This is a genomic window from Winogradskyella vidalii (assembly GCF_013403955.1).
GTDB lineage: Bacteria > Bacteroidota > Bacteroidia > Flavobacteriales > Flavobacteriaceae > Winogradskyella > Winogradskyella vidalii.
The window spans coordinates 59,917-85,453 of record NZ_JABFDG010000003.1; the positions used below are offsets into that span (position 1 = coordinate 59,917).

At 35.0% G+C, this 25,537-nt stretch carries 18 protein-coding genes; 13 read left to right on the forward strand and 5 right to left on the reverse strand.

Annotated elements, in window-relative coordinates; all coding sequences use genetic code 11:
- Positions 1-108: 108 nt before the first annotated feature.
- Both HM982_RS09205 and HM982_RS09210 read right to left on the reverse strand, forming a co-directional pair.
- Positions 109-5,682, reverse strand: coding sequence for an alpha-2-macroglobulin family protein (locus HM982_RS09205; protein WP_179352869.1), 5,574 nt, complete (start codon positions 5,680-5,682; stop codon positions 109-111).
- Positions 5,683-5,924: 242 nt separating this feature from the next.
- Positions 5,925-6,989: an isoaspartyl peptidase/L-asparaginase family protein gene (locus HM982_RS09210; protein ID WP_179352870.1), complete on the reverse strand. Its 1,065-nt coding sequence runs from the start codon at positions 6,987-6,989 to the stop codon at positions 5,925-5,927.
- 123 nt (positions 6,990-7,112) lie between these two features.
- On the opposite strand from HM982_RS09210, the gene amaB reads away from it, so the two are divergent.
- The 5 genes from amaB (at position 7,113) to HM982_RS09235 (ending at position 12,850) form a co-directional block, all read left to right on the forward strand.
- On the forward strand, positions 7,113-8,666 hold the full coding sequence (gene amaB, locus HM982_RS09215) for an L-piperidine-6-carboxylate dehydrogenase (RefSeq protein ID WP_179352871.1): 1,554 nt from the start codon (positions 7,113-7,115) through the stop codon (positions 8,664-8,666).
- A 126-nt stretch (positions 8,667-8,792) separates the two neighbouring features.
- On the forward strand, positions 8,793-9,488 hold the full coding sequence (locus HM982_RS09220; protein WP_179352872.1) for a hypothetical protein: 696 nt from the start codon (positions 8,793-8,795) through the stop codon (positions 9,486-9,488).
- The gene (locus HM982_RS09225) at positions 9,466-10,167 is read left to right on the forward strand and encodes a hypothetical protein (protein WP_179352873.1); all 702 of its coding nucleotides are present in this window, start codon (positions 9,466-9,468) and stop codon (positions 10,165-10,167) included. The genes HM982_RS09220 and HM982_RS09225 overlap by 23 nt, the downstream gene beginning before the upstream one ends.
- Before the next feature lie 131 nt (positions 10,168-10,298).
- Positions 10,299-11,660: a DUF1800 domain-containing protein gene (locus HM982_RS09230; protein ID WP_179352874.1), complete on the forward strand. Its 1,362-nt coding sequence runs from the start codon at positions 10,299-10,301 to the stop codon at positions 11,658-11,660.
- 2 nt (positions 11,661-11,662) lie between these two features.
- A complete protein-coding gene (locus HM982_RS09235; protein ID WP_179352875.1) occupies positions 11,663-12,850 on the forward strand; it encodes a DUF1501 domain-containing protein in 1,188 nt (395 codons plus the stop codon).
- Positions 12,851-13,114: 264 nt separating this feature from the next.
- Here HM982_RS09235 and HM982_RS09240 read toward each other — a convergent pair whose 3' ends face one another.
- The 3 genes from HM982_RS09240 to HM982_RS09250 form a co-directional block, all read right to left on the reverse strand.
- Positions 13,115-14,248 carry an ATP-binding protein gene (locus HM982_RS09240; protein WP_179352876.1) on the reverse strand — a complete coding sequence of 378 codons (1,134 nt, stop codon included), beginning with the start codon at positions 14,246-14,248 and terminating at the stop codon, positions 13,115-13,117.
- Positions 14,249-14,276: 28 nt separating this feature from the next.
- A complete protein-coding gene (locus HM982_RS09245) occupies positions 14,277-15,029 on the reverse strand; it encodes an SDR family NAD(P)-dependent oxidoreductase (RefSeq protein WP_179352877.1) in 753 nt (250 codons plus the stop codon).
- Positions 15,030-15,109: 80 nt separating this feature from the next.
- Positions 15,110-15,973 (reverse strand): aldo/keto reductase, encoded by an 864-nt coding sequence (locus tag HM982_RS09250; protein ID WP_317167423.1) that lies wholly within the window; start codon positions 15,971-15,973, stop codon positions 15,110-15,112.
- A 106-nt stretch (positions 15,974-16,079) separates the two neighbouring features.
- On the opposite strand from HM982_RS09250, the gene HM982_RS09255 reads away from it, so the two are divergent.
- The 8 genes from HM982_RS09255 (at position 16,080) to HM982_RS09290 (ending at position 25,536) form a co-directional block, all read left to right on the forward strand.
- A complete protein-coding gene (locus tag HM982_RS09255; RefSeq protein WP_179352878.1) occupies positions 16,080-16,640 on the forward strand; it encodes a DUF4382 domain-containing protein in 561 nt (186 codons plus the stop codon).
- Between the two features lie 195 nt (positions 16,641-16,835).
- On the forward strand, positions 16,836-17,837 hold the full coding sequence (locus HM982_RS09260) for an AAA family ATPase (RefSeq protein ID WP_179352879.1): 1,002 nt from the start codon (positions 16,836-16,838) through the stop codon (positions 17,835-17,837).
- 77 nt (positions 17,838-17,914) lie between these two features.
- Positions 17,915-18,781: a DUF58 domain-containing protein gene (locus tag HM982_RS09265; RefSeq protein ID WP_179352880.1), complete on the forward strand. Its 867-nt coding sequence runs from the start codon at positions 17,915-17,917 to the stop codon at positions 18,779-18,781.
- On the forward strand, positions 18,781-20,571 hold the full coding sequence (locus HM982_RS09270) for a hypothetical protein (protein ID WP_246296689.1): 1,791 nt from the start codon (positions 18,781-18,783) through the stop codon (positions 20,569-20,571). The genes HM982_RS09265 and HM982_RS09270 overlap by 1 nt, the downstream gene beginning before the upstream one ends.
- Complete coding sequence (locus HM982_RS09275; protein WP_179352881.1) at positions 20,571-21,575, forward strand: vWA domain-containing protein; 1,005 nt, start codon at positions 20,571-20,573, stop codon at positions 21,573-21,575. The genes HM982_RS09270 and HM982_RS09275 overlap by 1 nt, the downstream gene beginning before the upstream one ends.
- A complete protein-coding gene (locus tag HM982_RS09280) occupies positions 21,568-22,608 on the forward strand; it encodes a vWA domain-containing protein (protein WP_179352882.1) in 1,041 nt (346 codons plus the stop codon). Before HM982_RS09275 ends, HM982_RS09280 begins: the two co-directional genes overlap by 8 nt.
- Before the next feature lie 244 nt (positions 22,609-22,852).
- On the forward strand, positions 22,853-23,692 hold the full coding sequence (locus HM982_RS09285; protein ID WP_179352883.1) for an aerotolerance regulator BatC: 840 nt from the start codon (positions 22,853-22,855) through the stop codon (positions 23,690-23,692).
- Positions 23,693-23,766: 74 nt separating this feature from the next.
- Complete coding sequence (locus HM982_RS09290) at positions 23,767-25,536, forward strand: BatD family protein (RefSeq protein WP_179352884.1); 1,770 nt, start codon at positions 23,767-23,769, stop codon at positions 25,534-25,536.
- Position 25,537: the final 1 nt, after the last annotated feature.

Here is a 25,537-nt window from a genome sequence, read left to right on the forward strand (position 1 = left end):
GTAGGTGTTGTTTTTGGTTCCGTAGACCTGCTAGATTTTAAAAACCTGCAAGGTCTTAAATTGTTTAATATTAATTAATATAGTAAGGCCTATACTGGTATTATGAGCTTACTTCTCAACCGTTATCCACTGCCCTTTATTTCGGACTAAATAATCATTATCATACATAGCTTCAGCTTGTGAACCTGGTAAGTAATACGTACCTAAATAAGACGCATTCAATAAAACGGTAAAGGTTTTGGTGCCATGTTGCCCTTTCTTATTCATATCAAAATAAAAGTTCACACGGTCGTCTCTAATATCAGTATATCTCGCTTGGCTTACGGTTGTATTACCAAAGTCGGTAAATCTTGTGTTTACAATATCCCAACCTGAAGGAAAAATTTGTGTCAGTGCCACATCATGCACATTATCATTCGTTAAGTTAGAAATGCTAACCGTTGCTACAAAATCTTGACCTTGTTGTAGTTTACTAACATTAATTTTATTGCCTTGTAAATCTTTGTAAATCGTTGAAATTGTAAAGCCGCGTTGTTCTGCTAATTCTTCACCTAATTTTAATTTTCCAGTGTTTAAAACGCGTACATAAACCAAATTATCTTTGGCGTTAGTGATTAATAGCTGATTGCTGCCATCTTTTACAGGGATATTGCGTTGTGCAATAGCATTTTTAGTTGTTATCGTTTTTGATGTTCCATTAACACTGTAGGTTAATTTTAAATCTTTTCCGCCATTTTTAATCACCATTTTCCCCATAGCTAATAAACTATAAGCTGTGGTTTGCGTGCTCATCCATTGGTCACTCGATAAATCTTTTGCTATAGATTTTGCTAAAGCTCTCGCTTTAGGATTTTCTGTGATAATCATGGTTTCTAAAGCCATTGCTCTATTTCTATCCACCGAACCGTAGGTATAATAATTAGATTTTGGAGGTTGAAAATCGATATTAGCCGTTTTAGAAATCGCATCGCTGGCTTCTTTTTGGCCTGCTAAGGCATAAGCTGCTGCTAAACGCCATTTGGCTTCGTTAGAAATCTCTTCAAATTCTCGCAATCGGTTCATGCTTGCTAAATCTGGACTTCCTGCTAAAGCCAAGGTGTATAAACGATAGGCTTGTGCTAAATCGGAATGATAGACGCGGTAACTAGGTCGCCAATTTCGAGCGGCTTGTTTTTGGTAGGCTATCCAATTGCTTTTAAAGGTTAACGGCAATACAAAGCCTTTTTTCTCAGCTTCAATCATAAAATGACCTGCGTAGCTTGTGCCCCAATCATTGGCCGAACTTTCACCCATCCAATAGCTCATGCCACCGTTAGCTTGTTGAAAATTACCTAAGCGCTTAATACCATTTTCAATATTTTTTTGAACGTCTTGCTTCTTTTTAGTTGTTAAATCGAAAATATCAGTTAGGAATAATTGTGGAAATACACTAGATGTAGTTTGTTCTAGGCAACCATGTGGATAACGAATAAGGTATTGTAATCGTCCTGTAAAATCCATAGGAGGTAAGGTTGAAAATTCTACCGTAGCTGAATTTGTTCCTGAAACACCAAAGGTGCTAACATCTATAGTCTGTTTTTCATTCGCTTCTAGCTCATAGTCCATAACACGAGTTGTAAATGGATTAGGGTTTTCTACATCAATTTCAACTTTGTAAGTTGATTTCTCACCATGTCCTGTGGCTATGACTTCAACGGTATTAATGCCTTTGGCTTTGGTTACATCCAATTCAAAATAAACCATTTTTTCATCAGGTTTATCAAATCTAAGTGATTGTGTAGATGCGCCTTTTACTGTAATCCCATCGCTTAATTTTAAGGATAAGTTGACGTTTTTTACTTTGTTTTCCATCGCAAAAACCGTGACCGGAAGTGTTACTTTTTCGCCAGGACTCAATTTACGAGGTAAGGTTGCTAAGACCATCAGTGGTTTTTTAACATGTACTGATTTTTCGGCACTTCCATAAGCTTCCGTGGTATTGTTGCCAGCCACCACCATCGCCCTTACGGCACCGATATAATTTGGCATTTTAAGTTGGTGTGTTTTGGTTTTGCCTTCGCCTAAAAGAAAAGGACCCAAATATGTTACCACAGGTTTAAAACGGTTAGCTTTCTTATTTTTACCGGCTGCTGCATTGCCATCACCACCAATAGCGAAAACTTGGTCAATACTACCAGAATACGCCCCAACAACATCATCAAAAATATCCCAAGTTTTAACGCCTAATGCTTCACGCGCATAGAAGCTGTCCCATGCATTTGGAGTTTTAAAACGTGTTAAATCTAATAGGCCTTCTTCAACAACAGCAATGGTGTAGGTCATAGCTTTGTTATTCTTCTCTGAGACCTCTATCTCGTAAGATTGCTCAGGCTGAATGACATCTGGCATCTTAATTTCTGGTGTTAGTTTAGTTGCTGGGTCTTCAACCATCATAGGAATTACGCCGTATAAACGAATTGGTAAATCGTTTGAGGTAATGGCATGCGGCTGTAATAACGAAATATTAATGAAGACGTTTGGTGCCATTTCTGAAGTTACAGGAATATCAACTGTGGTTTCGCCTGGTGCTGTCTTTACCCATTGATGTTGCAACACTTCTGAACCATTTTCTATGCTGACTAAAGCTCTACCTTCTGAACCTGAAGGGAAAGTTAATTTAGCAGTTTCACCAACATTATATTTTTCTTTGTCCGTTGAAAATACTAACATCTTAGCGGCTTCTTTATTGCCTGAAGGATTTGTAGACCACCAGTTTTTATAGAAATAAGCTGTTCTTCCTGTGGCGTGTCCGCTTACTGGGTCAACCACTCTAATTAAATAGCGACCGCGTTCGTTTTCAGGAATTTTAAGTTTAAAATTAGCCTTTCCATTCGCATCGGTATCCACTGTAAAGGATTGAACAGGCCTGTGGTAATTACTCGATACGTAGCTTGATAAATTGTCGTAAGAGGAATTCCACCACCAACGCCATTCAATTTTATAGACTTTGACTTCTAAATTTTTTCTTTTTATGGGTTGGCCTTCGGCTGTTACTGTCGCGATATCAAAGGTGTGATTTTCATCTGTAAAAAATGAACCGTAGGTATTGCCTTTTGGTGATTGCAGACCTACAAAACTTTCATAAGGTGCGTAAGGCATGGTAAAGGCATCTAGTGAAAAATCACCACCATTTTCAAACGCACGTATTAAAAATTGAGCGTTTAACATACCAGGAGCATTTTTTCCGATATTTAATTCAGAATTGATGGTCGCATTACCTTCGGCATCTAAATTTCCTTCAAATACATTGGTTTCTTCAGAATTAAATGTTCGCGTAGGGTCGTTAAAAATATAGTTTTTATAGCCTTTAAATGTGGTGCTGGTTGAGGTGAACTTTGCTTTAATTTCAGCTTTTAAGTTCTTGGCGGGAGCACCGTGTAACCAAGTAACGTTGAGGTCGCCTTGAAGTGGTTTGTTGTGACTTAGAGTTTCGTCTTCAAAATCGATTTTAATTTTTAATCGGTTGGGTTTTACAGTTTCAATTTTTAAACCTTTTGAAAATGTTGCACCACCGACAGATACCTTGGCACTATAATTTCCGGTTTTGTAATCGGTTGAGGTTGGTACTTTAAAATCGTAAAAACTATTTAGATTGTCAATCGATATTTTTCTATAGACCAATTTGCCAACAGGGTCTGTAATTTCTAATTTTACAGGGTGACGTTTTGGTAGTTTGTTAGCATTGTCATTTAATACAAAAGTTAAAAATAAACTATCTCCAGGGCGCCAAACTCCTCGTTCTGCATAGATATAGCCTTTAAGTCCACGTTGTAATTTGTTTCCAGAAACATCAAATTTACTTAAGGATAGCGATAATCCATCTTGTAACTTTATATAGCTCACATTACTACCTTTTGTGGCGATGGCAAAAGCGGCTCTATGTTGGGCATCAACTTTTAGCATGCCTTCTTTATTGGTAATACCGTTGGCTAATTCTTGTTGCTGGTAGTTGTATAACGTAATTTTTACGCCAGTTTCAGGGCTGGTATTAAGAATATTAGTAACTGCAAATAAGTAAGTGTTATCAGCACCTTGTTTGGTTATAACACCAAGATTTGAGCTAATTAAGTTTTGGGCTACTGTACGGTTTCCGTAGTTAAAATAAGAATCGGTACATGGATTGTCTCGGTCTCTCCAGCGGTAATTGGTATTTCTATAGTTGTAGGTTAAATTATCCCAATAGCGCTCTTCAAGTAAGTTTTCTTCTTCTTCAGAAATATCTTCTGTAGCATAATAATCGTCGTCGTAATAGTCATCGTAATAATCGTCTTCGTCAACACTTGTTGTTTCTGCATTTGAAGCACAGTCATAAAGCGAATAGTCCTTTTTAAAACTTAATTCTACTCTGTAAATGGCGCCAGGGTCGGCTTTGAGATATTTAGATAAATCGATGCTGTAGGCTTTCCATTTTCCGGTATTCTGATTTTCGTCCTGAATTAGCGTTATCGTTTCTTTGGCAATACGACGTCCCACTTGTTTTATGGCGTGTTCGTTACCGCTTGTTAGCGTATTGTTTTGTAAGAATTGTAAAACATTATCTTCAAATATTTTGATAATTCTTACATCGACTTTACTCAAATTAACAGCTTCAAAATTGAATTTTAAGTTATTTGAATTTGGAAGGATGCTGCCATTGCTAATGAGTCTTACTTCTGGCTTTAATTCCTCAAAAGTTATGAGCTCAGAGAATGGTTTTTTCAATTTAAAACCATCAGTGCTTTTGATGCCTTGAAACACATCAACCTGAATGTCTCCAGCTAATTTAGTGCCTGGGTAAACGCGTAGTACATTGCCATCTACAACATATTTAGGCGTGTTGGCGCCGTGAAGTGATACTAAACCATCAAAATTTTGTTGTTTTAATAAAGGATCAGAAAAGTTTAAGGATAAAAATTGTTCCGGACTTTGGTACACTTCAGTTTTTATAATCGTAAAGTTATTTTTTCCAGGAATAGTGATGAAATTTTCCCCTTTGTTGTCCGCTTTTATTGCTTTTCCGTTCCATTGGATATCAATCTTACTGTCTTCCACCAGTCGATTAATACTGTCTATTTTAAACTCAAAGAATTTTGCATGTTCTGTAGCTTCATTCCATACTAAATTCAATGTTTTTGCGCTTTGTGAGGCAGATACTAATTTTTTGGCGTTTTTGAGCGATATCAGATCAGCAGAGCGCAATTGCCCATGCAGATATTGCCATTCTTTACTGTATGATTGTAAATTTTGAGTGGTGATGTTAAAACTTGGTGTAATGGTTTTAAATTGAAAGGTGTAATCTTCAAACTCTTCCGAAATGCCTTTGTAGATGTCACTCAATTTAACATTTACGGTGTATTCGGTAGAAGGATCTAAGTGTTCATCTGGAGTAAATAAAAGGGTATGATTGTTCATGGCTTTAAGCTGGCCTTGAACGTGAGGTGTAATTTTAACCAATTCTGTTGGTAGGTTTTTGTCTATCTCCCATCCGCTAACCGTATCTGATAAGCTAATTTTTATTGGGTCGGCAACAGAGACTAAACCTGATGAGGTGTAGCTAATATAATCGCGATATTTAAAGATGTTATCAGTTTCAACAGGTTTGTCTTTACAAGAAAATACAAAGGCTATAATGAAAAGTAGGATGACGTGTTTTTTGAGGTTCATGATGATTAATAGATTTAGTGCAAAACTACGATTTAAAAAATTTTGAGTAGGTGCATTCTTGTTAAATAAGTACGCTAAGTTTTAAAGGTTTAGACTTGTTTAAATTGTTAAATTGCTCTTAAATTTAAGAATTGCGTGCAAATGAGTTAATATTATTGAGATTATTTTAGTAAAGATTAGTTTTATTTGTTTTTATAATAATGATGTTAAACTGTAAAGAATATAGCTTTTTAAGCTGTGTTTTATTTTTCATAAATCCCAATTTCTAATTCGCCTTGGTCGTTCATCGTGGCGCGATACATGCCAGCAGTATTGAACTCCATAACCATTTTGCCATCTTTGTCAACCGCTATAATACCTCCATCACCACCAAGTTTGGCTACTTTTTCGTGTATCACTATGCGAGCAGCTTCTTGTAATGACAACCCTTTGTACGCCATTAAAGCAGAAATATCATGGGCGACTTGCGCACGAATAAAATATTCGCCCCAACCTGTGCTCGATACGGCGCAGGTTGCATTGTTAGCATAAGTACCAGATCCAATAATTGGGGCATCTCCAATTCTACCATAGCGTTTGTTAGTCATGCCTCCTGTTGATGTTCCTGCAGCTAAATTTCCATTTTTATCTAGCGCAACGCAACCCACTGTTCCAAATTTAGAATCTTTAATAGTGGGGTCGTAAAACGCTGTTTGGTCATCGTGATCTAGTTCTACTTTTTCTCGGTCCTTGGCACGTTGTAATGATTTGAATCGGTTTTCGGAATAAAAATAACTCGGGTCTACAAGCTCTAAGCCTTGCTCTGCAGCAAAGGTTTCAGCACCTTTTCCCGATAGCATAACATGTTCTGACTTGTCCATAATTGTACGTGCTAAATGTATTGGATTTCTTACCGTTGTTGTGCCAGCTGAAGCTCCTGCATTTAGTGTTTTTCCGTCCATTATCGAAGCATCTAATTCGTTGGTTTCTGCATTGGTGAAAACAGCGCCTTTACCAGCGTTAAATAGTGGCGAATCTTCCATAATAGTAATGGTTTTTTCAACCGCATCAAGACTGCTTCCACCTTCTTTTAAAATGTTGTAGCCTACTCTTATAGCTTCTTCAAGTTTTGCTTTGTAGGCAGCTTCATTTTCAGGTGTCATATTAGTTCTTAAAATGGTGCCTGCTCCTCCATGGATGACAATGGCGAATTCTGGTTTTTCAAATTTTATTTTAGGTGAAGTGTTTTCTATTGGGGTTGCGTTGTTTTCGTTTTTGCATGCAAAAGTTAGAACTAAAATGAATAGTAAAAGAAATGGTTTTTTCATAATTTAGAAGGTTGATTTTCTGTTATTAAAGTTACATAATTTAAGGAGGTAGCGTTTCGACTAGCAAACTTTTTATTAGTAACTTCGCATAAAATTTTAATAATTCATAAAAAATAAGCAAATATGGAAGCAGTAGCTACCGATTTCGGAATAAAAGAAGCCTTAGAGCAGTTGGGGGTTAAAGATATAAATGAAGGGACTTCTACAGGTTCAAACCATTTTTCTAATGGAGATATTATTGAATCGTATTCACCAGTAGATGGAAAATTAATAGGTAAAGTAAAATCGACGACAAAAGCAGATTACGACAAAGTGATGGATGCCGCAACAAGTGCATTTAAAACGTGGAGAGATGTGCCAGCACCACAACGTGGTGAAATTGTACGTCAGTTTAGTAATAAGTTAAGAGATTTAAAAGAGCCTCTAGGAAAGCTTGTTTCTTATGAAATGGGAAAATCCTTGCAAGAAGGTTACGGCGAAGTACAAGAAATGATTGATATCTGTGATTTTGCAGTTGGATTATCACGTCAGTTAAACGGACAAACGATTCCATCGGAACGTCCAGGGCATGTCATGAGAGAACAATGGCATCCAATTGGTGTTGTTGGGATTATTTCAGCATTTAACTTCCCAGTAGCCGTTTGGTCTTGGAACACTGCTTTAGCTTGGATTTGTGGTGACGTGTGTGTATGGAAAGCTTCTGAAAAATCATTATTATGTTCTGTAGCATGTCAAAATATTATCGCAGGCATTTTAAAAGAAAATAACTTACCAGAAGGTATTTCTTGTATCGTCAATGGCGATTATAAAGTTGGTGAAATGATGACAACAGATCCTAGAATGGCACTTATTTCTGCAACAGGTTCTACAAGAATGGGACGTATTGTTGGAAAAACAGTGGCAGAACGTTTTGGTAAATCATTATTAGAATTAGGAGGAAACAATGCCATTATTATTACACCAACGGCCGACTTAAAAGTGGTTGTTCCTGGTGCTGTATTTGGTGCTGTTGGGACTTGTGGACAACGTTGTACATCAACACGTCGTTTAATTATTCACGAATCGGTTTATGATAAAGTGCGTGATGCTATCGTTGGTGCGTACGGTCAGATTAAAATTGGTAATCCATTAGATGAAAACAATCATGTTGGGCCATTAATCGATAAGGATTCTGTAAATACGTATTTAGCAGCTATTGAAAAAGCTAAAGCTGAAGGTGGAAACGTTTTAGTAGAAGGTGGTGTTTTAGAAGGTGAAGGTTACGAATCTGGTTGCTACGTAAAACCAGCAATTATAGAAGCTGAAAACCATTATGAAATTGTTCAGCACGAAACATTCGCACCAATTTTATACATCATGAAGTATTCTGGAGATGTTGAAAATGCGATTGAACAACAAAATGGCGTAGCGCAAGGTTTATCATCAGCAATCATGACCAATGAATTAAAAGAAGCAGAGAAATTCTTGTCTTATGCTGGTTCTGACTGTGGAATTGCCAATGTGAACATTGGAACCTCTGGTGCCGAAATTGGTGGTGCTTTTGGTGGTGAAAAAGAAACTGGAGGTGGACGTGAGTCTGGTTCTGATGCATGGAAAGTCTATATGAGAAGACAAACCAACACCGTTAACTACTCTGATGAGTTACCTTTAGCACAAGGCATTAAATTTGATCTTTAAACTAAGGTTAAGTTTTATAAATATTATGAAGCCATATCGAAAGATATGGCTTTATTTTTTTAACATTGTAAGACGCAACCTTTTCTTACGAACTGTATCTGCTTAAAAACCAATCTATTTCATGTTATGAAACTACTAATTAGATTCTTTTTATCGTGCTGTGTGCTGTTAACAGTAGTGAGTTGCGAGGTTCACCTAGAAGACGATACCAGGATTTTAGTAGAAGGAAACATAATTGATCAAAATAACTTACCTGTTTCTGATGTGAAAATTAGCGTTCAAACTAGAAGGAGTAGTTACAATGAAGGAGAGAATCAGTATATTTTAGGAGAAGGCTACAGTAATTCTGATGGTGCTTTCTCTGTTATTTCACTATATGATGGAGATGAAGATTTTGCTATTGAAATTGATGGAGGTGACAAGTATAGTACTTATGTTTATAAAACCAACACTATAAATTATACGCCAACAGATTTAACTTTCAATCTGGAAACAGTAAGCTTAAAAAAAACAGCCACCTTTAATTATAATATGATTAAAACAAGTGGTGAATCCAATACGCTTAGATATAGTTTTAAATATGTTGAAGGTTTTTGTTTAGAATATTATGAAGGAACAACACTCAATGAATATCAAAGTTTATGTTATCAAGAGCGTGTGATAGGCCAATTGCTCAATGACAACAATCCTGATAATGAATGGTCATTTAGGCTTCCATTGGGCGAAGTGGTTGAGTTTACATACTCTATAAATGATGAGCCTGAAATCACTGAAATAATCACAATTAATCAAGATAGCTATGACTTTACGTTTACTTATTAATACGAGCTTAGTTATTAGTATGCTTTTGTGTGCTTCAGTTGGTTTTGCACAAGACAATCTTAACGAAAGTGAATCACAATCCGAGTCTAGCAACACGTTTTTCGATTCAGAGGATCGTCAAAGCTTTTTTGCTATAACGATAGGAGGTCATAAACCTTTTGCAAGTGGTGATAACTTTATGGGAGAAGGTCTAAGCGGAAAGTCAGGCATAGATTTTAAAGTTCAAATGTATGTGTATAAGCATTTATTTATAGGATTGGCAACAGGAGCCAGCTATTTTGATGTGAAAAACCAAGAGCTTTTAGGGAGTTATAGAAAATCTAGAATTGCTGAAAATTATATTTATTTAGGTTACGAATTTCTACCAGCTGAAAACTTAAGGCTAGGTCTTAATATTGCTATAGATGGTGATTTGAATTATAAAAATTCAGGATTTAGCGCGTCTGATATTGCAGAACAACATGATTCGGCCAAGTTAAATCGCTATGAATTATATCTTTATTATGAGTTGTCAAAACATTTTATGGTCTATCTCGATTATGGGTATAATGTGAGTAAAACCGATATTAGAGTGCCATCTGAACTAGAGGATTTCTTCAGAAAAGGAAAATACAGTACTATAGGTATAGGCCTTGTTTTTACCATTGGAAGTCGTGATTTAATTTCTCGTTTTTTGTAAATTAAAGGTCTGTTTTTTAGATGTTCTGTAGTTGTTTTGAAATAATTAGACTCATAAGCCGTTTTATATGAGAAGGGTTTATTTGAATGCACTTCAATTAAACTTTTCGATAATGAGTAAGTCTTATTTATATGACACAGCAAGAACTTCAACATTTATATTGGCGCGCTGGTTTCGGTATTAATCCGAATAGGTACAAATCTATGCCTAAGAATAAAGCGCAAGTTATTGAAGATTTTTTTGCAAACTCTAAGACTTTTACACCACTTCACATTGACTTGTCTTATCTGAATGGCATTAAGCCCATTGATTTAAAAAATTATCCAGAATTAAAAAAAGAGATTAATCAAAAGGGTAGAAAGAAGATCTTAGAGCTAAACAATGCATGGGTAAAACGCCTATTTAATCCTAAAGAATTACTTCGTGAACGGATGACACTTTTTTGGGCCAATCATTTTGTGTGTAGAGAGCGAAACCCATTATATGCCCAGCAATACAACAATACGCTGAGGTATTTTGCTTTAGGGAATTTTAAAGATTTTGTAAAAGCCATTTCTAAAGAAGCCGCCATGCTGAGGTATTTAAATGGGAAACAAAGCAGAAAAAATAAGCCAAACGAAAATTTTGCACGCGAGTTGATGGAATTGTTTACGCTTGGAGAAGGTGAATATTCTGAAAAAGACATTAAAGAAAGTGCACGTGCTTTTACAGGTTATAATCATGATTTTGAAGGCAATTTTATTTTTAGAAAGTTGCAACATGACTATGAGTCAAAGTTGTTTTTTAACAGGATAGGAAAACATGATGGTGACGACATTATAGATATCATTTTATCAGATAAGCGTTGTGCGCGGTTCGTTTCAGATAAAATCTACCGTTATTTTGTAAACCCAAAGCCAAACAAAAAACATATTGACGCTATGGCTGAGGTATTTTTTAAAGATTATAATATTGAGAACTTAATGCGTTTTGTGTTTCTTTCTGATTGGTTTTATGATGAAGTAAACAGAGGTGCCAAAATAAAATCGCCAATAGAATATGTGGTAGGATTAGCAACTACGGTTCCTGTGACATTTGAAAATGATAAAGACCTCCTAAAAATTCAAAGAATATTGGGGCAAACCTTATTGGACCCACCAAATGTAGCGGGTTGGAAAGGTGACAAAGCATGGATTGATGCCAATACAATTATGATTCGCTTAAAATTACCTTCTGTTGTATTAAATAATGGATTTATTGCTTTAGGTGAAAATGGTGATTTCAGAAAGCAATTCACCAAGAATAAGAAACAAAAATTACCTTTTAAAACACGACCGAATTGGGAGGTGTTTCTAGAAAATTTTAAATATACAAATATTGAAAACCTTCAAGATTATATCATTCAAGGAACGATTAACAAAGGCACTTTAGATTATATAAAAGCACTTGATAAATCTTCTAAACAAGCTTACTGCATTCAACTCATGTCATTACCAGAATATCAAATGTGTTAATTATGGACAGACGAAAATTTCTTAAGAATTCAGCCTTAGTGAGCAGCTTATTTTTTGTTCCTAATTTTGTGAAAGCATTTGAATCTTTGCCGTCAGAACGATTGGGTTATAAACGCTTAGTCATTGTGCAATTGGCTGGTGGAAATGATGGCTTAAATACTATAATTCCATATAATAACGATTTATATTACAACGCAAGACCGCGATTAGCGATTTCTAAAAACATTATAAAATTGAATGACGATTTGGGTTTTCATCCAAGTTTAAGCCCGTTACAGTCTTTGTTTGATAATGGCGAATTATCTATTATTAATAACGTTGGTTATCCTAATCCGGTACGCTCACATTTTAGGTCTATGGATATTTGGCAAACCGCAAGTGAATCAGATGAGTATTTGCAAAGTGGTTGGTTGGGACGTTATTTAGATCAGCATGGTAAAAAGCCATATAATGCTATGGAAATGGACGAGCAACTTAGTTTAGCTATGAAAGGTGAACATTTTAATGGCATTGCCACTAGCAATTATAAAACGCTTCATAACTCCGCCAAAGATCCTTATTTTAAAAATGTTCTTAATCATTATAATGATGCGCATTTAAGCGAACATAACTTAGGGTATTTGTACCAAACGATGATTGAAGCTAAATCGTCAGCCAACTATATTTATGAGAATACAAAGGTGAAATCCTCGCAGAAAAGCTATCCTCAAAATGGATTTGCTGGTCAACTCAAAAATGTGGCACAATTCATTAATTCTGGATTAGACACTAAGGTGTTCTATACGTCCTTGGCTGGTTTCGATACACATGCTAATCAAGATTACAAACAAACCCGATTATTAACGCAATACGCAGAAAGTGTCTCTGCTTTTGTGAGTGATTTAAAGCGCAGTAGTACATTTAAAGACACGTTGATTTTAACCTTTTCGGAATTTGGAAGACGTGTAAACCAAAACGCAGCAAACGGAACAGATCATGGTTCTGCTAACAATGTGTTTGTTATTGGGAAAAACTTGAAGACAGCCGGATTTTATAATGAGCTTTCCAGTTTGAGTGATTTAGATGCTAATGGGGATTTAAAATATAATATCGATTTTAGGTCTGTATATGCAACAATACTTTCCCAATGGATGGGAGTTTCTACTAAAGGCATTATTTCTGGTCAACCCAAGCCCTTAGATTTTCTGTAAGTGATTTTATTAATGAATTTTAACCTGCAGAATAGGTGATTCTATATTGAGATAAAAAAAACCTTGTTTCAATTTTAGCTTTTCGGCTCATTAGAAACAAGGTTTAATAATTGATTAATAGCAGTACAAATATGGTTAATATTTTGATTGATGAGTAAAATTAATGATGAATGGTAGAAAAAAATGTATAATCAGTACTGTTTATATAAGGCTTCCGATTAAATGCGTTAATATCCTGATGAAAAAATCATTATTTCCGACAAACTAGCTGTATTTTACTTTTCTTAGAATCCTAATGGTTTCTTTATAAGAGTTATAAAGATTTGTGTTGTGTTTTTTTATGAAGGGTTTTGCATATTCAAGTTTTGGTAATGCTTCATCAAAACCGTTGAGGTAACAAATAAGGTAACTTGCGGCTAAACTTTTTAAATCTTCATTTTCATTTTGATTTAAGGGGCTTTTCTTTTCAAGCTTTTTTAAGAGTGCATTATTGGCATTATAGATATGATGTAGCACTTTTTTGTCATATTGTGGCGGTTTAAATATTAACTTAGCTTCAATGGTGTAATTAACGTTGTCACTAAAACGTATCGTTTTTTCTTCAAGTTTATAATACTTATAAGATTTATACAATCCCAGTCTTACATATTCAATTATTCTAAAAGAATCTTCAGTATAGGTGATTGAAACATCATCTAATGCTGAATAAAACAAAAGCACTTGTTCGTTAATTAATTTAATATCAACTCTAGAGAAGAAGGTCTTGTCTTCAACCTGTTTTTTTGCGCCAGACCAGCACAGCACAAAATATTCTTTAAATACTTTGTATTGCGGATTAAAATCTTGGCGTTTATTCATAAAATCGAAAACACCGTCTAGGGTGAGTTCAATATTATTCTGTGCATGGTTTTCTATAGCTGCCACGATTTTAGAATTGACATCTTTAATTTCAATATTAAAGACTTTAGGCATACTTATGCTGCCATCCCTAAAAAACACAGAACCACCATAATATTTCCAAATGTTTTTTCTTAGCGAAGTAATACTGTCAATAGGTCTAATGGTTACCAGACCAACTACTTTGTGCTCTGGTAGGTGTGGAAACGGAATGTTTTCGTATTGAACAATAGGTGGATTTGCGAGGTAGGCATTAATAAGGTTTTGAATTTTACTGTCGTCAAAAAAATCGACACCAATAATTTTATTGTCTTCATCTTGTACGCCAATAACAATATAAGAGTTGTTTTTTGGGTTGCTATTAGATAAGGCGCAGATATGTTTTAAGAATTTCCCTTTTCCTTCTTTGGTACTGATGTTGATTTTTCGCTTCTTGTCATAAAAACTATTCTCATCGTTATGAGCTAATAAGTTTTTTATGAGTAGTCGCTTGTTAATCATAATAGCTCTTACAAGAGCAAGGATTTTGTTAATTAGATTTTTTCACAATCGTGGAGTTGGCTTGTGCAGTACAAAACATCAGTACATCGGCTATATTCACATGTGCAGGTCTAGAAACGGCAAAATAAATAACCTCTGCAACATCTTCTGCTTGTAGGGCTTTATAACCTTTATACACATTGTTTGCAATAGCATCGCCTTTAAACCGGACTTCTGAAAATTCTGTTTCTACCAAACCAGGATTAATGGCGCCAACTTTGATTTCAAAAGGATTCAAATCTATTCGCATACCTTCTGTTATGGCTAAAACGGCGTGTTTACTTCCGCAATACACATTGCCATTGGGATAAACTTCTTTTCCGGCTGAAGAGCCGATGTTAATAATTTGTCCAGATTGGCGTTCTGTCATCCCTGGGATAATCGCTTTACTCACATAAAGCAAGCCTTTCACATTTATATCTATCATAGCATCCCAGTCATCTAAATCACCATTTTGAATAGGGTCTAAACCATGAGCATTTCCGGCATTATTAATTAAAATATCAATTTGCTTAAATTCTTGTGGTAATGAAGCAATAGCTTTGAGTGTTTCTGCTTTATCACGGACATCAAAATTCAAGGTGTGTACATTAACTATATCAGATAATGCTTCTTGGATAGTGTTTAGTCGTTCTTGTCTGCGGCCACATAGAACTAGGTTAATGCCATGCTTGGCAAATTCATAAGCGGTTGCTCTGCCTATACCACTTGTAGCTCCTGTTATTAATGCTGTTTTTTTCATAGTTCTATAGTTTAAGAGAAAGCAGGAATATATGTTTATGAGTAAGCAACTGAATGCTACTACTGAGACAGTGAACTCACCTATGGCACCTTATGTCCCTGAGCGGCCACCAATATTAAAAACCAATCTTCTAATTCCAATTCAATTTTTGCGGCTTCAACCGATAACTTTAAGCGTTCTTCAGTTGTTGTGCCAACTACAGGGTGAATATTTGCGGGATGTTTCATAATCCATGCTAATAATAATTGGTCTTCAGTTGCATTGTATTTATCTTTTAGTTCACTGAGTTGTTTATGAATACGTATGTTTTGTTCATTGTCGTCTTTAAAAATAGAACCTAAAGGCGACCAAGCCATTGGCTTTATACCACATGTTTTTAGATAATCTAAAGTTCCATCATGCATGGCAGAATGTTCTGTAAGTGAAAATTCAATTTGGTTCACGTCAATATCCATACGTAAACCAATCATGTCCATTTGCGAAGGTGTAAAATTCGATACCCCAAAATCTCTAATTTTTCCTTCTTTCTTTAAGATGGTGATCGCTTCGGCAATTTCTTCAGCAACCATTAACGGACTAGGTCTGTGTAAAAGTAAAAGGTCTAAATAATCGGTTTTAAGATGTTGTAAGGATTCTTCAGCAGACCATATAATATAATCTTTGCTGTAATTATAGTGTTTAACGCTGTTGTTTCGGTTGTCGCTTATATCTTGAATACCACATTTTGAAATCAGTTGAATAGCTTCACGTTTCAAGCCTGAATCTGCAAAGGCATTACCAAAATCAGCTTCAGTGGTATATGCGCCATAAATATCAGCATGGTCAAAAGTGGTAATTTGATTTGAAACGCAGAAATTCATTAAGGCTGCCATTTCTTTTTTTGAGAGTTGCTTACCCCAACTCCCCCAAGTCATAGTACCTGCAATTAATCGGGAATATTTCACTTTGTTTTCATTTTATACGGGTTTTTATGCAATTGGTGTATAAAAATACTGAAAACATCAAGAATACAATATCATTGGGGTATAATTATTTAACAGCCCCCAAATTATGAAACCTATTCAAACGATTAAACTTTTAATCTTTACACTTATTGTAGTTAATTTTTCTAGTTGTGCTAAAGATGATATTAGTAGCAATGTTGACTACACAGGTATAACTGTAAGCCTAAAAAGTGATTCTAGTAAACTTAAAGATATATTTTTAGAAATCGAAGGCATTCAGCTAAGAGTAAAAGAAGATAGTAGCTCAGCAAATGCTTGGGTGAGTTTAAGTACTGTTAATACAGGAACTTATGATGTTTCGAAATTAAGAAGTGAATCTGAGTTATTATTAGTTAATCATTCTGAAATAGCATCAGCTTTCATTTATGAAATAAGATTAGTGCTTGGTGATAACAATTTTATGAATATCGACGAAATGTTAGTCAGTTTAGATGTTGCTGAAAATGGTAACGCTACACCATCAAATTTAATTGAGCTAGATTTTGAAGCCAACCATTTTTATGATTTAATGATTAATATAGATTTAGATGCTTCGGTAAGTTTTAATGAAGCTGAAAATATGATGACCCTCAATCCAAAACTCTTCACAGAAATAAGAAAGTTTTAATATTAATTAACCCTAATCCATAATTAAATCTTAATAAAGAGCGATACTTCGGTGTTGCTCTTTTTTTTAACCAATTGTTAACAGCAACTAAGAAAAAATTTTAACACTTTGCATCCTCTAAAATATGACGAAACCATTTCTTGAAATTTTATCAAAAATGGTATAAAAATAGTTTTGTTCTTAAACTCTTAAATAATGGAAGAAACGAGTACAGTTGACATTAAGTCAATTAATGAAAAGATTGAAAAAGAAAGTGCATTTGTAGACTTATTAACCTTTGAAATGAATAAGGTAATTGTTGGGCAAAAGCACATGGTAGAACGTTTGTTGATTGGCTTATTAGGTCAAGGTCACATTTTATTAGAAGGTGTGCCAGGTTTGGCAAAAACATTGGCAATTAACACGCTGTCTAAAGCCATTGATGCTAGTTTTAGTAGGGTTCAGTTTACACCAGATTTATTACCTGCAGATGTTGTTGGTACGCTTATCTTCAATATGAAGGAGAATGACTTTACCATTAAAAAAGGACCCATCTTCGCCAATTTTGTTTTAGCAGATGAGATTAACAGAGCACCAGCAAAAGTGCAATCTGCTTTGCTTGAAGCCATGCAAGAAAAACAAGTGACTATTGGAGATGAAACTTTTGTTTTAGATAAGCCTTTCTTAGTAATGGCAACGCAGAACCCAGTAGAGCAAGAAGGAACTTATCCGTTGCCAGAAGCGCAAGTGGATCGTTTTATGTTAAAAACAGTAATCGATTATCCAACTATAGATGATGAACAACAAATTGTAAGAGCCAATTTAAGAGGGACTTATGAAAAGGTGAATCCTGTAGTTTCTGTAGCGCAGATTTTAAGTGCCCAAAAAGCAGTTAAAGAGGTTTACATGGATGAAAAAATAGAAAAATATATTCTCGATATTATTTTCGCCACACGTTATCCTGAAAAATATGGATTAGCGGATTTAAAACCCTTAATTTCTTTTGGTGCTTCTCCACGTGGTAGTATTAATTTAGCTGCTGCAGCTAAATGTTATGCGTTTATAAAACGAAGAGGCTATGTTATACCAGAAGATGTTAGAGCTGTTGTTTATGATATTTTACGTCATAGAATAGGTATTACCTATGAAGCTGAAGCTGAAAATGTAACTTCTGAAGACATTATCAATAAGATTGTAAACCAAATTGAGGTACCTTAAAGATTCAAAATTTTAAGTTCAAAAATTCAAAGTTACTAAACCTTGAATCTTAAATATTAAATCTTGAACATCAAAAAATGGACACTAAAGAATTACTCAAAAAAGTACGAAAAATAGAGATTAAGACAAGACGTTTGTCTGATCATATATTTGGAGGCGAATACCACTCGACTTTCAAGGGCCGTGGTATGACTTTTTCTGAAGTGCGCCAGTACCAGTTTGGTGATGATGTTAGAAATATAGACTGGAATGTTACCGCGCGATATAACGAACCTTACATTAAGGTTTTTGAAGAGGAGCGTGAGTTAACAATGATGCTTATGGCTGACGTTTCGGGTAGTGAAATGTTTGGAACAGAAAATCAGTTTAAAGATGAAATTGTGACTGAAATTGCTGCGACATTAGCATTTTCAGCCACACAGAATAATGATAAAATAGGTTTAATCTTATTTTCAGATGAGATTGAACTATATATTCCGCCTAAAAAAGGCCGTTCGCATGTGCTTAGAATTATACGCGAACTGTTAGAATTTCAACCTAAAAGTAAACAGACCAACGTTGCAGAAGCCTTTAAATTTTTGTCTAACGTTATGAAGAAGAAAGCGATTGTTTTTGTGCTGTCCGATTTTGTTGCAGACGATTATAAGCAAAATCTAAAAATAGCTGCCGGCCGACATGATATTACAGGGATTAGAATCTACGATAAACACGAAGCTGAGATTCCTAATATAGGTATGGTGCAAATGCAGGATGAGGAAACTGGCGAATTAATGTTAGTAAATACAGCCTCTAAAAGTGTAAGACAAAATTACAGTAAATATTACCATGAAAAAGTGAACTACTTTAAAGATAGTTTTACTAAATCTGGCGCAGGTACCATTGATTGTAGAGTCGATGAAAGCTATGTAAAAAAGTTGCTGGGGTATTTTAAAAGAAGAGGATAATGACTATGAAACTTGAAGCACGGCGTTTGAAGTTAAAATGGAAAAGAAAGAAGTGTAAAGTGAAAGGTTTAAAAAATATATTTAGCATACTAACAAAAAACGAGGACATATTAGTCTTCCGTCATAGGACTTCCATTGTTGGTTTATGTTCCATGCTCTTTTTTCTGGCTACTTTTTCCTTGTCAGCACAAGTCACTACAGAAATAGATACCACAACGATTAGAATTGGTGAGCAAATAGACTATAAAATTAATGTTGAAGCTGATTCTACATCCTTAGTTGTTTTTCCGGAAGGGCAAACGTTTATGCCATTAGAAGCTGTTGAGGCTTTAGATATTGACACCACTAAAAATGAGGCTAAGTTTTTACTGTCTAGAATTTACAAACTCACGCAATTTGATTCGGGTGCTTACACCATTCCGAGACAAAAAATTCTTATCGGCGATCAGTCTTTTTTCACCGATTCCTTAAAAGTGGCAGTAAATACAATTGAAGTAGATACCACTAAGCAGAAACTCTACGATATAAAACCTATTATTGAAGTTGAAAAAAGTATCAGTACTTGGTGGCTTTGGGCGTTGCTTATCGTTTTAGCTGTTGCAGCAGTTGCGTTTTTATTGTATTGGTTTATATGGCGAAAAAAACCATTAACAGAAGCTGAAGAAATAGCGTTGTTACCTCCTTATGATCGTGCTAAATTAGCCTTGTCTAAACTCGATGAAAGTCAATATTTAATTCGTTCAGAAGTCAAGGAGTATTATTCAGAGTTGACCTTCATTATTAGAAAATATTTAGATGAAAAAGTGTATGATCGTGCTTTAGAGAGTACCACATCAGAATTGATTAATCATCTAAATTTGTTAAAAGATGGTAATCAGGTACCACTTTCAAAAGAAACGATTCTACATCTCGAATCTATTTTACAACGTGCCGATTTAGTAAAGTTTGCAAAGTCTGCACCAGATACGGCACTTGCCGAAATGGATAAAAAGACTATAGATAAAGCCATAGATAACGTTAAAGTTAGTTTGCCAGAACCTTCAGAAGAAGAAAAACTATTAGATCAAAAATATAAGGAAGAACAAGAACGCAAGAAGAAGCGTAAAAAAATCTGGTTGACCGTTATTATTTCATTATTTCTAATCGTAGCAACCTATGTAGGTTTTGGTATAAAGTACGGTTTCGGTTATGTAAATGATACGATTATTGGTGATGAAAGTAAGGAGTTATTAGAAGGTAATTGGGTAGAGAGTGCTTATGGTTTTCCGCCTATATGGATAGAAACACCAGAGGTTTTAAGGCGTGAAGAAGTTGAGGTTCCAGAAGCTCAAAAAGATAAAATTAAGACTTCAGTTTTTAGATATTTAGGTGAAAAACAAGGACTAGATATCCAAGTGAGCACCACAGCTTTTAATCTAACAGATGCTCAAGGGCAACCAAAACAACTGACAGATGAAGAAAAATCTGAAGATTTAGTTAAAGCTTCAGAAACCTATTTAAATACATTAGAGTCTCAAGGTGCCAAAGATATTACGGTAAAACGTGAAAAATTCACAACGCCTAATGGTGCAGAAGGCTTTAGGGTTTATGGGACAATGAATTTGGCTATAGATGAAGCTAGTACTAAGCCAGCTAAATATAATTTGTTTTTATTTAGAGCAGAAAACGTACGACAGCAGATTATTTTAAATTGGAGCGCGGAAGATAATTATGCCGATGCTATAATTGATCGTATCGTAGATTCCATAGAGTTGAAACCAGACGAAATAGAAGAAGAAAAGGAAAACTAATGTTCGAGCATATACAATTTTTAAATATAGAATTCTTTTGGCTGTTATTGCTTTTGCCAATAGCTATAGTGTGGTATGTCCTTAAACAAAGTAAACAAACGGCAGAGTTAAAAATGTCGAGTATTAAAGGATTTAAAGGGGTATCATCATTTTGGTCTAAATTGAGGCATGTGCTTTTTGCGCTGCGTCTAATTGCTTTAGCGTTTTTAATTACGGCCTTGGCAAGACCAAGAACCGTGGATGTGTCTACGCAAACTAAAACCACGAGCGGAATTGATATCGTTATGGCTATTGATGTATCAGCAAGTATGCTGGCAAAAGATTTACGCCCAAACCGATTAGACGCTTTAAAAGAAGTGGCAGCCGATTTTATAGATGGACGACCAAGTGACCGAATTGGTTTGGTAGAATACGCAGGAGAAGCTTATACAAAAACACCAATAACAAGTGATAAATCTATTGTAAAACGATCTTTAAGAGATATCAATTATAATTCTCTTATAGAAGGTGGTACCGCTATTGGTATGGGATTAGCAACTTCTGTAAACCGATTAAAAGATAGTAAAGCCAAGAGTAAAGTTATTATTCTGTTAACGGATGGTGTTAATAATTCAGGCTTTATAGATCCAAAAATCGCCAGTGAATTGGCTGTCGAATACGGCATTAAAGTTTATGCTATCGGATTAGGGACTAACGGAATGGCCTTGTCTCCAGTGCGGATTAATCCAAATGGAACCTTTGGTTACGGTCGCATACAAGTAGAAATTGATGAAGTCTTACTAAAAGAAATTGCTGCAGAAACCGGAGGAAAATATTTTAGAGCCACGGACAATGATAAGTTAGCCGAGATTTATGAGGAAATCAATAAACTTGAAAAAACTGAAATAGAAGAAAAAAAATACTACAATTACGATGAGAAATACAGGCCATTAGTACTACTGGCCGGATTGTTGTTATTGTTAGAATTATTATTAAGAAATACAATATTTAGAAGCTTTGTTTAGACTCGATGAAAAAATATGGTTTTGGACGTTGCTGGTAATTCCAGTCATCATTCTGTTGTTTTTAGTTTTACAACTATGGCGACGTTCGGCACAGCGAAAATTTGCTAATTCTGCTTTGTTAAAACGTTTGAGTCCTAATCAATCCTTATTTAAAAGTATTTTAAAAGTGTTTGTACTATGTGCTGCATTTGCATGTCTGTCTTTAGCTTTAGTAAATCCAAAAATAGGGACCAAGTTAGAAACCGTTCGTAGTGAAGGTGTCGATGTGGTTTTTGCAATCGACGTATCAAAAAGTATGCTGGCCGAAGATATTGCGCCTAATCGATTAGAGAAATCTAAGCAATTGGTGACACAAATAGTCAATAGTTTGGTGAGTGATCGTGTAGGTATTATTGCCTATGCAGGTAAAGCCTTTCCGCAATTGCCTATAACAACCGATTACGCTTCAGCAAAGATGTTTTTGCAAAATATGAATACGGATATGTTATCTTCACAAGGAACAGCGATTAGTGAAGCCATTCAACTTTCAAAAACCTATTATGATAATGAAGCGCAATCTAATCGGGTTTTAATTATCATCTCAGATGGAGAAGATCACGATGGAGAAGCACTCGATGTTGCCGAAGAAGCTGCAGAACAAGGCATAAGAATTCTAACCATTGGTGTTGGTGATTCTAAAGGTGGGCCTATTCCGATTAAACGAAACGGTGTCATTTCAAACTACAAGAAAGATAATCAAGGTGAAACGGTAATTACACGACTAGATGAAACCACTTTAAGAGATATTGCAGCAGAAGCGAATGGTGTTTACATCAACGGAAGAAATACTGCTGATGTGGTTAATACCATAAAAGAAGAATTAGATAAAATGGATAAACAAGAATTTGAGTCCAAGCAAATCGCTGATTTTAAAGATCAGTTTCAATGGTTTTTAGCTTTCGGAATCTTGTTACTATTCATCGATATATTTTTCTTAGAACGAAAAACGGCTTGGTTAAAGAAGTTAAATCTATTTAATGAAACCTATATTTAGAAGAACCAACTAAAAAATAGCTATTAATAATAGACTCGAAGAAAACTTATAAATAATTGAAACACGCAAATTGAAATTTTTAGAATTTCTTTAACGCAGAGTTGCTAAGGGCTTTAGTAATTTAGAGGTCGTTTTCAAAATTTAAATTAATATGAAAATTTTTGTCAAATTTTTTTAAATTTAAGCGCATGGTCATAAAGACTGTATCATGTGATTTTATAGAAACTATAATAGCGAATTACACATGAAATTTTATATCCTACTTAGTGCATTTTTAATTGGTAGTTTTGGTTTTTCTCAAGACCTTGATAAAGCACAATTAAAATCCGAAAAAAATGCTAATAATCTTGTGCATCAAGCCAATGAGCTTGTTGGAGAAGATAATTACATTGAAGCTGAAATGGCCTACAGGAAAGCTATTTCTGAAGCGCCTAGCAAAGCTGTTGGTGCTTATAACTTAGCGCATTCTTACTATAAAAAAGGGAGTTTTGATGAGGCTTTATTCAGAAGTCAAGAAGCTGCTAAAAATGCCATTACTAAAGAAGAAAAACATAGAGCATTCCATAACATGGGTAATGTGTTAATGGAAAATAAACAGTGTAAAGAAGCAGTTGAAGTGTTTAAAAATGCTTTACGTAATAATCCCAATGACGAAGAAACCCGCTATAATTTTGCTTTAGCTAAGGAATGTGCTGAACAACAGAAGCAAGATGGTGGTGGTGAAGAAGATAAAAAAGACGACGACCAAGAGCAAGAGCAAGATAAAGAAGACGAAGAAAAGAAAGACGGCGAAAATAACGAAGACAAAGAAGATAAAAAAGACGAAGGCGACCAAGATAAGAAGGATGGCGATAAGGATAAAGATGACGAAGGAAAACCTAAAGATGATAAAAAAGATGAAGGTAAAGGCGGTGAGGATAATAAGGATAACAACCAAAAACCAAAGCCTCAACCTGGACAAATGTCGCCTCAGCAGATAAAGAATATTTTAGAAGCGATGCAAAATCAAGAACAAAAAGTTCAAGAAAAGATAAATGCTGAAAAGCAAAAAGGTGCTAAAGTAAAAACAGAAAAAGACTGGTAAAAACAAACTACGATGATTGAATTGCGATTTCTAATCCGCATTAGATGAATTGTAATTCTAAAATCGTCACTATTATGAGTATTAAAAATTACATATCAATAGTATTCTTCATACTTACAACAAGTATGGCTTCGGCACAAGTAAAATTTGAAGCCAAAGTAAGTAAGCAGAAGTTAGGAATTAACGAGCGTTTACGTATCGATTTTGAAATGAACCAAGATGGTGACAATTTTGTGCCACCTAGTTTCGAAAATTTTGATGTGGTTGGTGGTCCTAATACATCTGTTCGTAATTATTCAAGAAATGGTCAGCTATCGTATACTAAAACCTATAGCTATTTTTTAGCCCCAAAAACACGTGGAAAATTTACAATTAAACAGGCTACGATTGAAATAGATGGTGAAACCTATAAAACATTTCCTATAACCATTAATGTCACTGCTGCGGTAAGTCAACCTAACGCTAATACAGCAGCTTCAGATATTGCCGCTGAAAATGTGCATTTAGTCGCTGAATTAAGTAACAGCAATCCTTACATTAACGAACCTATTTCTATTGTTTATAAGCTTTATGTATCTCAACAAACGGTGGTTAGTGGTTGGCGAGAAAAAGATAACCCAAGGTATAATGATTTTTGGAGTCAAAATATAGAAGTTAAAGGATTTGATATTCTTAATGGTGAATACAAAGGCGAAGCATACCGATATGTGGTTCTTAAAAAAACAGTACTTTACCCACAGAAAACAGGCGAATTAAAATTAGAGCCGTTAGTGCTAGATGTTAATGTAGAAGTGCCCTCTAACAAGCGTGATATTTTTGGTAGACGTTTGATGACCAAGGTGCCACAACTGGTTACAGCTGGTAGTAAAACAGTTAATGTAAAACCATTGCCAGAGCAAGGGAAACCTTCTGATTTTAAAGGTGCTGTAGGTGATTATTCATTTAATGTTACTACATCTAAAACACAGTTGAATGCTACGGAATCGCTTCAAGCTAAAATTGAAGTTTTAGGGCAAGGTAATTTAAAGTTATTCGAACTGCCTAAGTTAACCGTTCCAAGTTCATTAGAAGTTTATGAACCAGAGCATCAGGAGAATGTTAGGACCAATTTAAGTGGAATGCGAGGTAGTATTACTGATACTTATACACTTGTACCACAGTACAGAGGGAAATATCCGGTACCTAGTATCTCGTTTTCATATTTTGACCCCAAAACGGAAAGCTATAAACGTATTACTTCAGACGAGATTGTAATCGATGTTTTAGAAGGTCCTATGGCATCTAGCAATACCGAACAAAATGCGACGGCAAATACAAAGCAAAATGTAGCTATAAACACCGATACATTTGCATTTATTAAAACCGAATCAAATTGGTCTCATACAACAACAGAATCGTTTTTTAAATCTACAGGATTTTGGTCTTTATTTTTATTGCCATTTTTAGCCATTCCGTTGGCTATAGTTGTTAGACGAAAACAAGATGCTCGTAATGCCGATGTGCAGGGTAATCGTATAAGAAAGGCTGATCGTTTGGCTAAAAAGTATTTGACCGAAGCAAAAAAAGCGCTTGGCCAAAAAGAAACGTTTTATTTAGCCTTAGAAAAAGCACTTCATAATTATTTAAAAGCAAAATTGAATATAGAAACCAGTGATTTTAATAAGGAAAAAATTGAAAGCCTTTTATTAGAACGACAAGTTGAAGGCGCTGTGGTATCAGATTTTATTTCAATTTTAGAAAATTGTGAACTGGCACGATATACACCAATTACGCAAGTTACCATGGAGAATGATTATGACAAAGCCGCAAAAACGATTTCATTAATTGATAAGCAACTGAGATAAT

Excerpts from the sequence above, each read along its gene's own strand:
- HM982_RS09265 (WP_179352880.1), top strand. The coding sequence starts at position 17,915 with ATGGACACTAAAGAATTACTCAAAAAAGTACGAAAAATAGAGATTAAG.
- HM982_RS09275 (WP_179352881.1), top strand. The coding sequence starts at position 20,571 with ATGTTCGAGCATATACAATTTTTAAATATAGAATTCTTTTGGCTGTTA.
- HM982_RS09285 (WP_179352883.1), top strand. The coding sequence starts at position 22,853 with ATGAAATTTTATATCCTACTTAGTGCATTTTTAATTGGTAGTTTTGGT.
- HM982_RS09240 (WP_179352876.1), bottom strand. The coding sequence starts at position 14,248 with ATGATTAACAAGCGACTACTCATAAAAAACTTATTAGCTCATAACGAT.
- HM982_RS09290 (WP_179352884.1), top strand. The coding sequence starts at position 23,767 with ATGAGTATTAAAAATTACATATCAATAGTATTCTTCATACTTACAACA.
- HM982_RS09205 (WP_179352869.1), bottom strand. The coding sequence starts at position 5,682 with ATGAACCTCAAAAAACACGTCATCCTACTTTTCATTATAGCCTTTGTA.
- HM982_RS09220 (WP_179352872.1), top strand. The coding sequence starts at position 8,793 with ATGAAACTACTAATTAGATTCTTTTTATCGTGCTGTGTGCTGTTAACA.
- HM982_RS09235 (WP_179352875.1), top strand. The coding sequence starts at position 11,663 with ATGGACAGACGAAAATTTCTTAAGAATTCAGCCTTAGTGAGCAGCTTA.
- HM982_RS09230 (WP_179352874.1), top strand. The coding sequence starts at position 10,299 with ATGACACAGCAAGAACTTCAACATTTATATTGGCGCGCTGGTTTCGGT.
- HM982_RS09255 (WP_179352878.1), top strand. The coding sequence starts at position 16,080 with ATGAAACCTATTCAAACGATTAAACTTTTAATCTTTACACTTATTGTA.
- HM982_RS09260 (WP_179352879.1), top strand. The coding sequence starts at position 16,836 with ATGGAAGAAACGAGTACAGTTGACATTAAGTCAATTAATGAAAAGATT.
- HM982_RS09270 (WP_246296689.1), top strand. The coding sequence starts at position 18,781 with ATGACTATGAAACTTGAAGCACGGCGTTTGAAGTTAAAATGGAAAAGA.
- HM982_RS09225 (WP_179352873.1), top strand. The coding sequence starts at position 9,466 with ATGACTTTACGTTTACTTATTAATACGAGCTTAGTTATTAGTATGCTT.
- HM982_RS09245 (WP_179352877.1), bottom strand. The coding sequence starts at position 15,029 with ATGAAAAAAACAGCATTAATAACAGGAGCTACAAGTGGTATAGGCAGA.
- amaB (WP_179352871.1), top strand. The coding sequence starts at position 7,113 with ATGGAAGCAGTAGCTACCGATTTCGGAATAAAAGAAGCCTTAGAGCAG.
- HM982_RS09210 (WP_179352870.1), bottom strand. The coding sequence starts at position 6,989 with ATGAAAAAACCATTTCTTTTACTATTCATTTTAGTTCTAACTTTTGCA.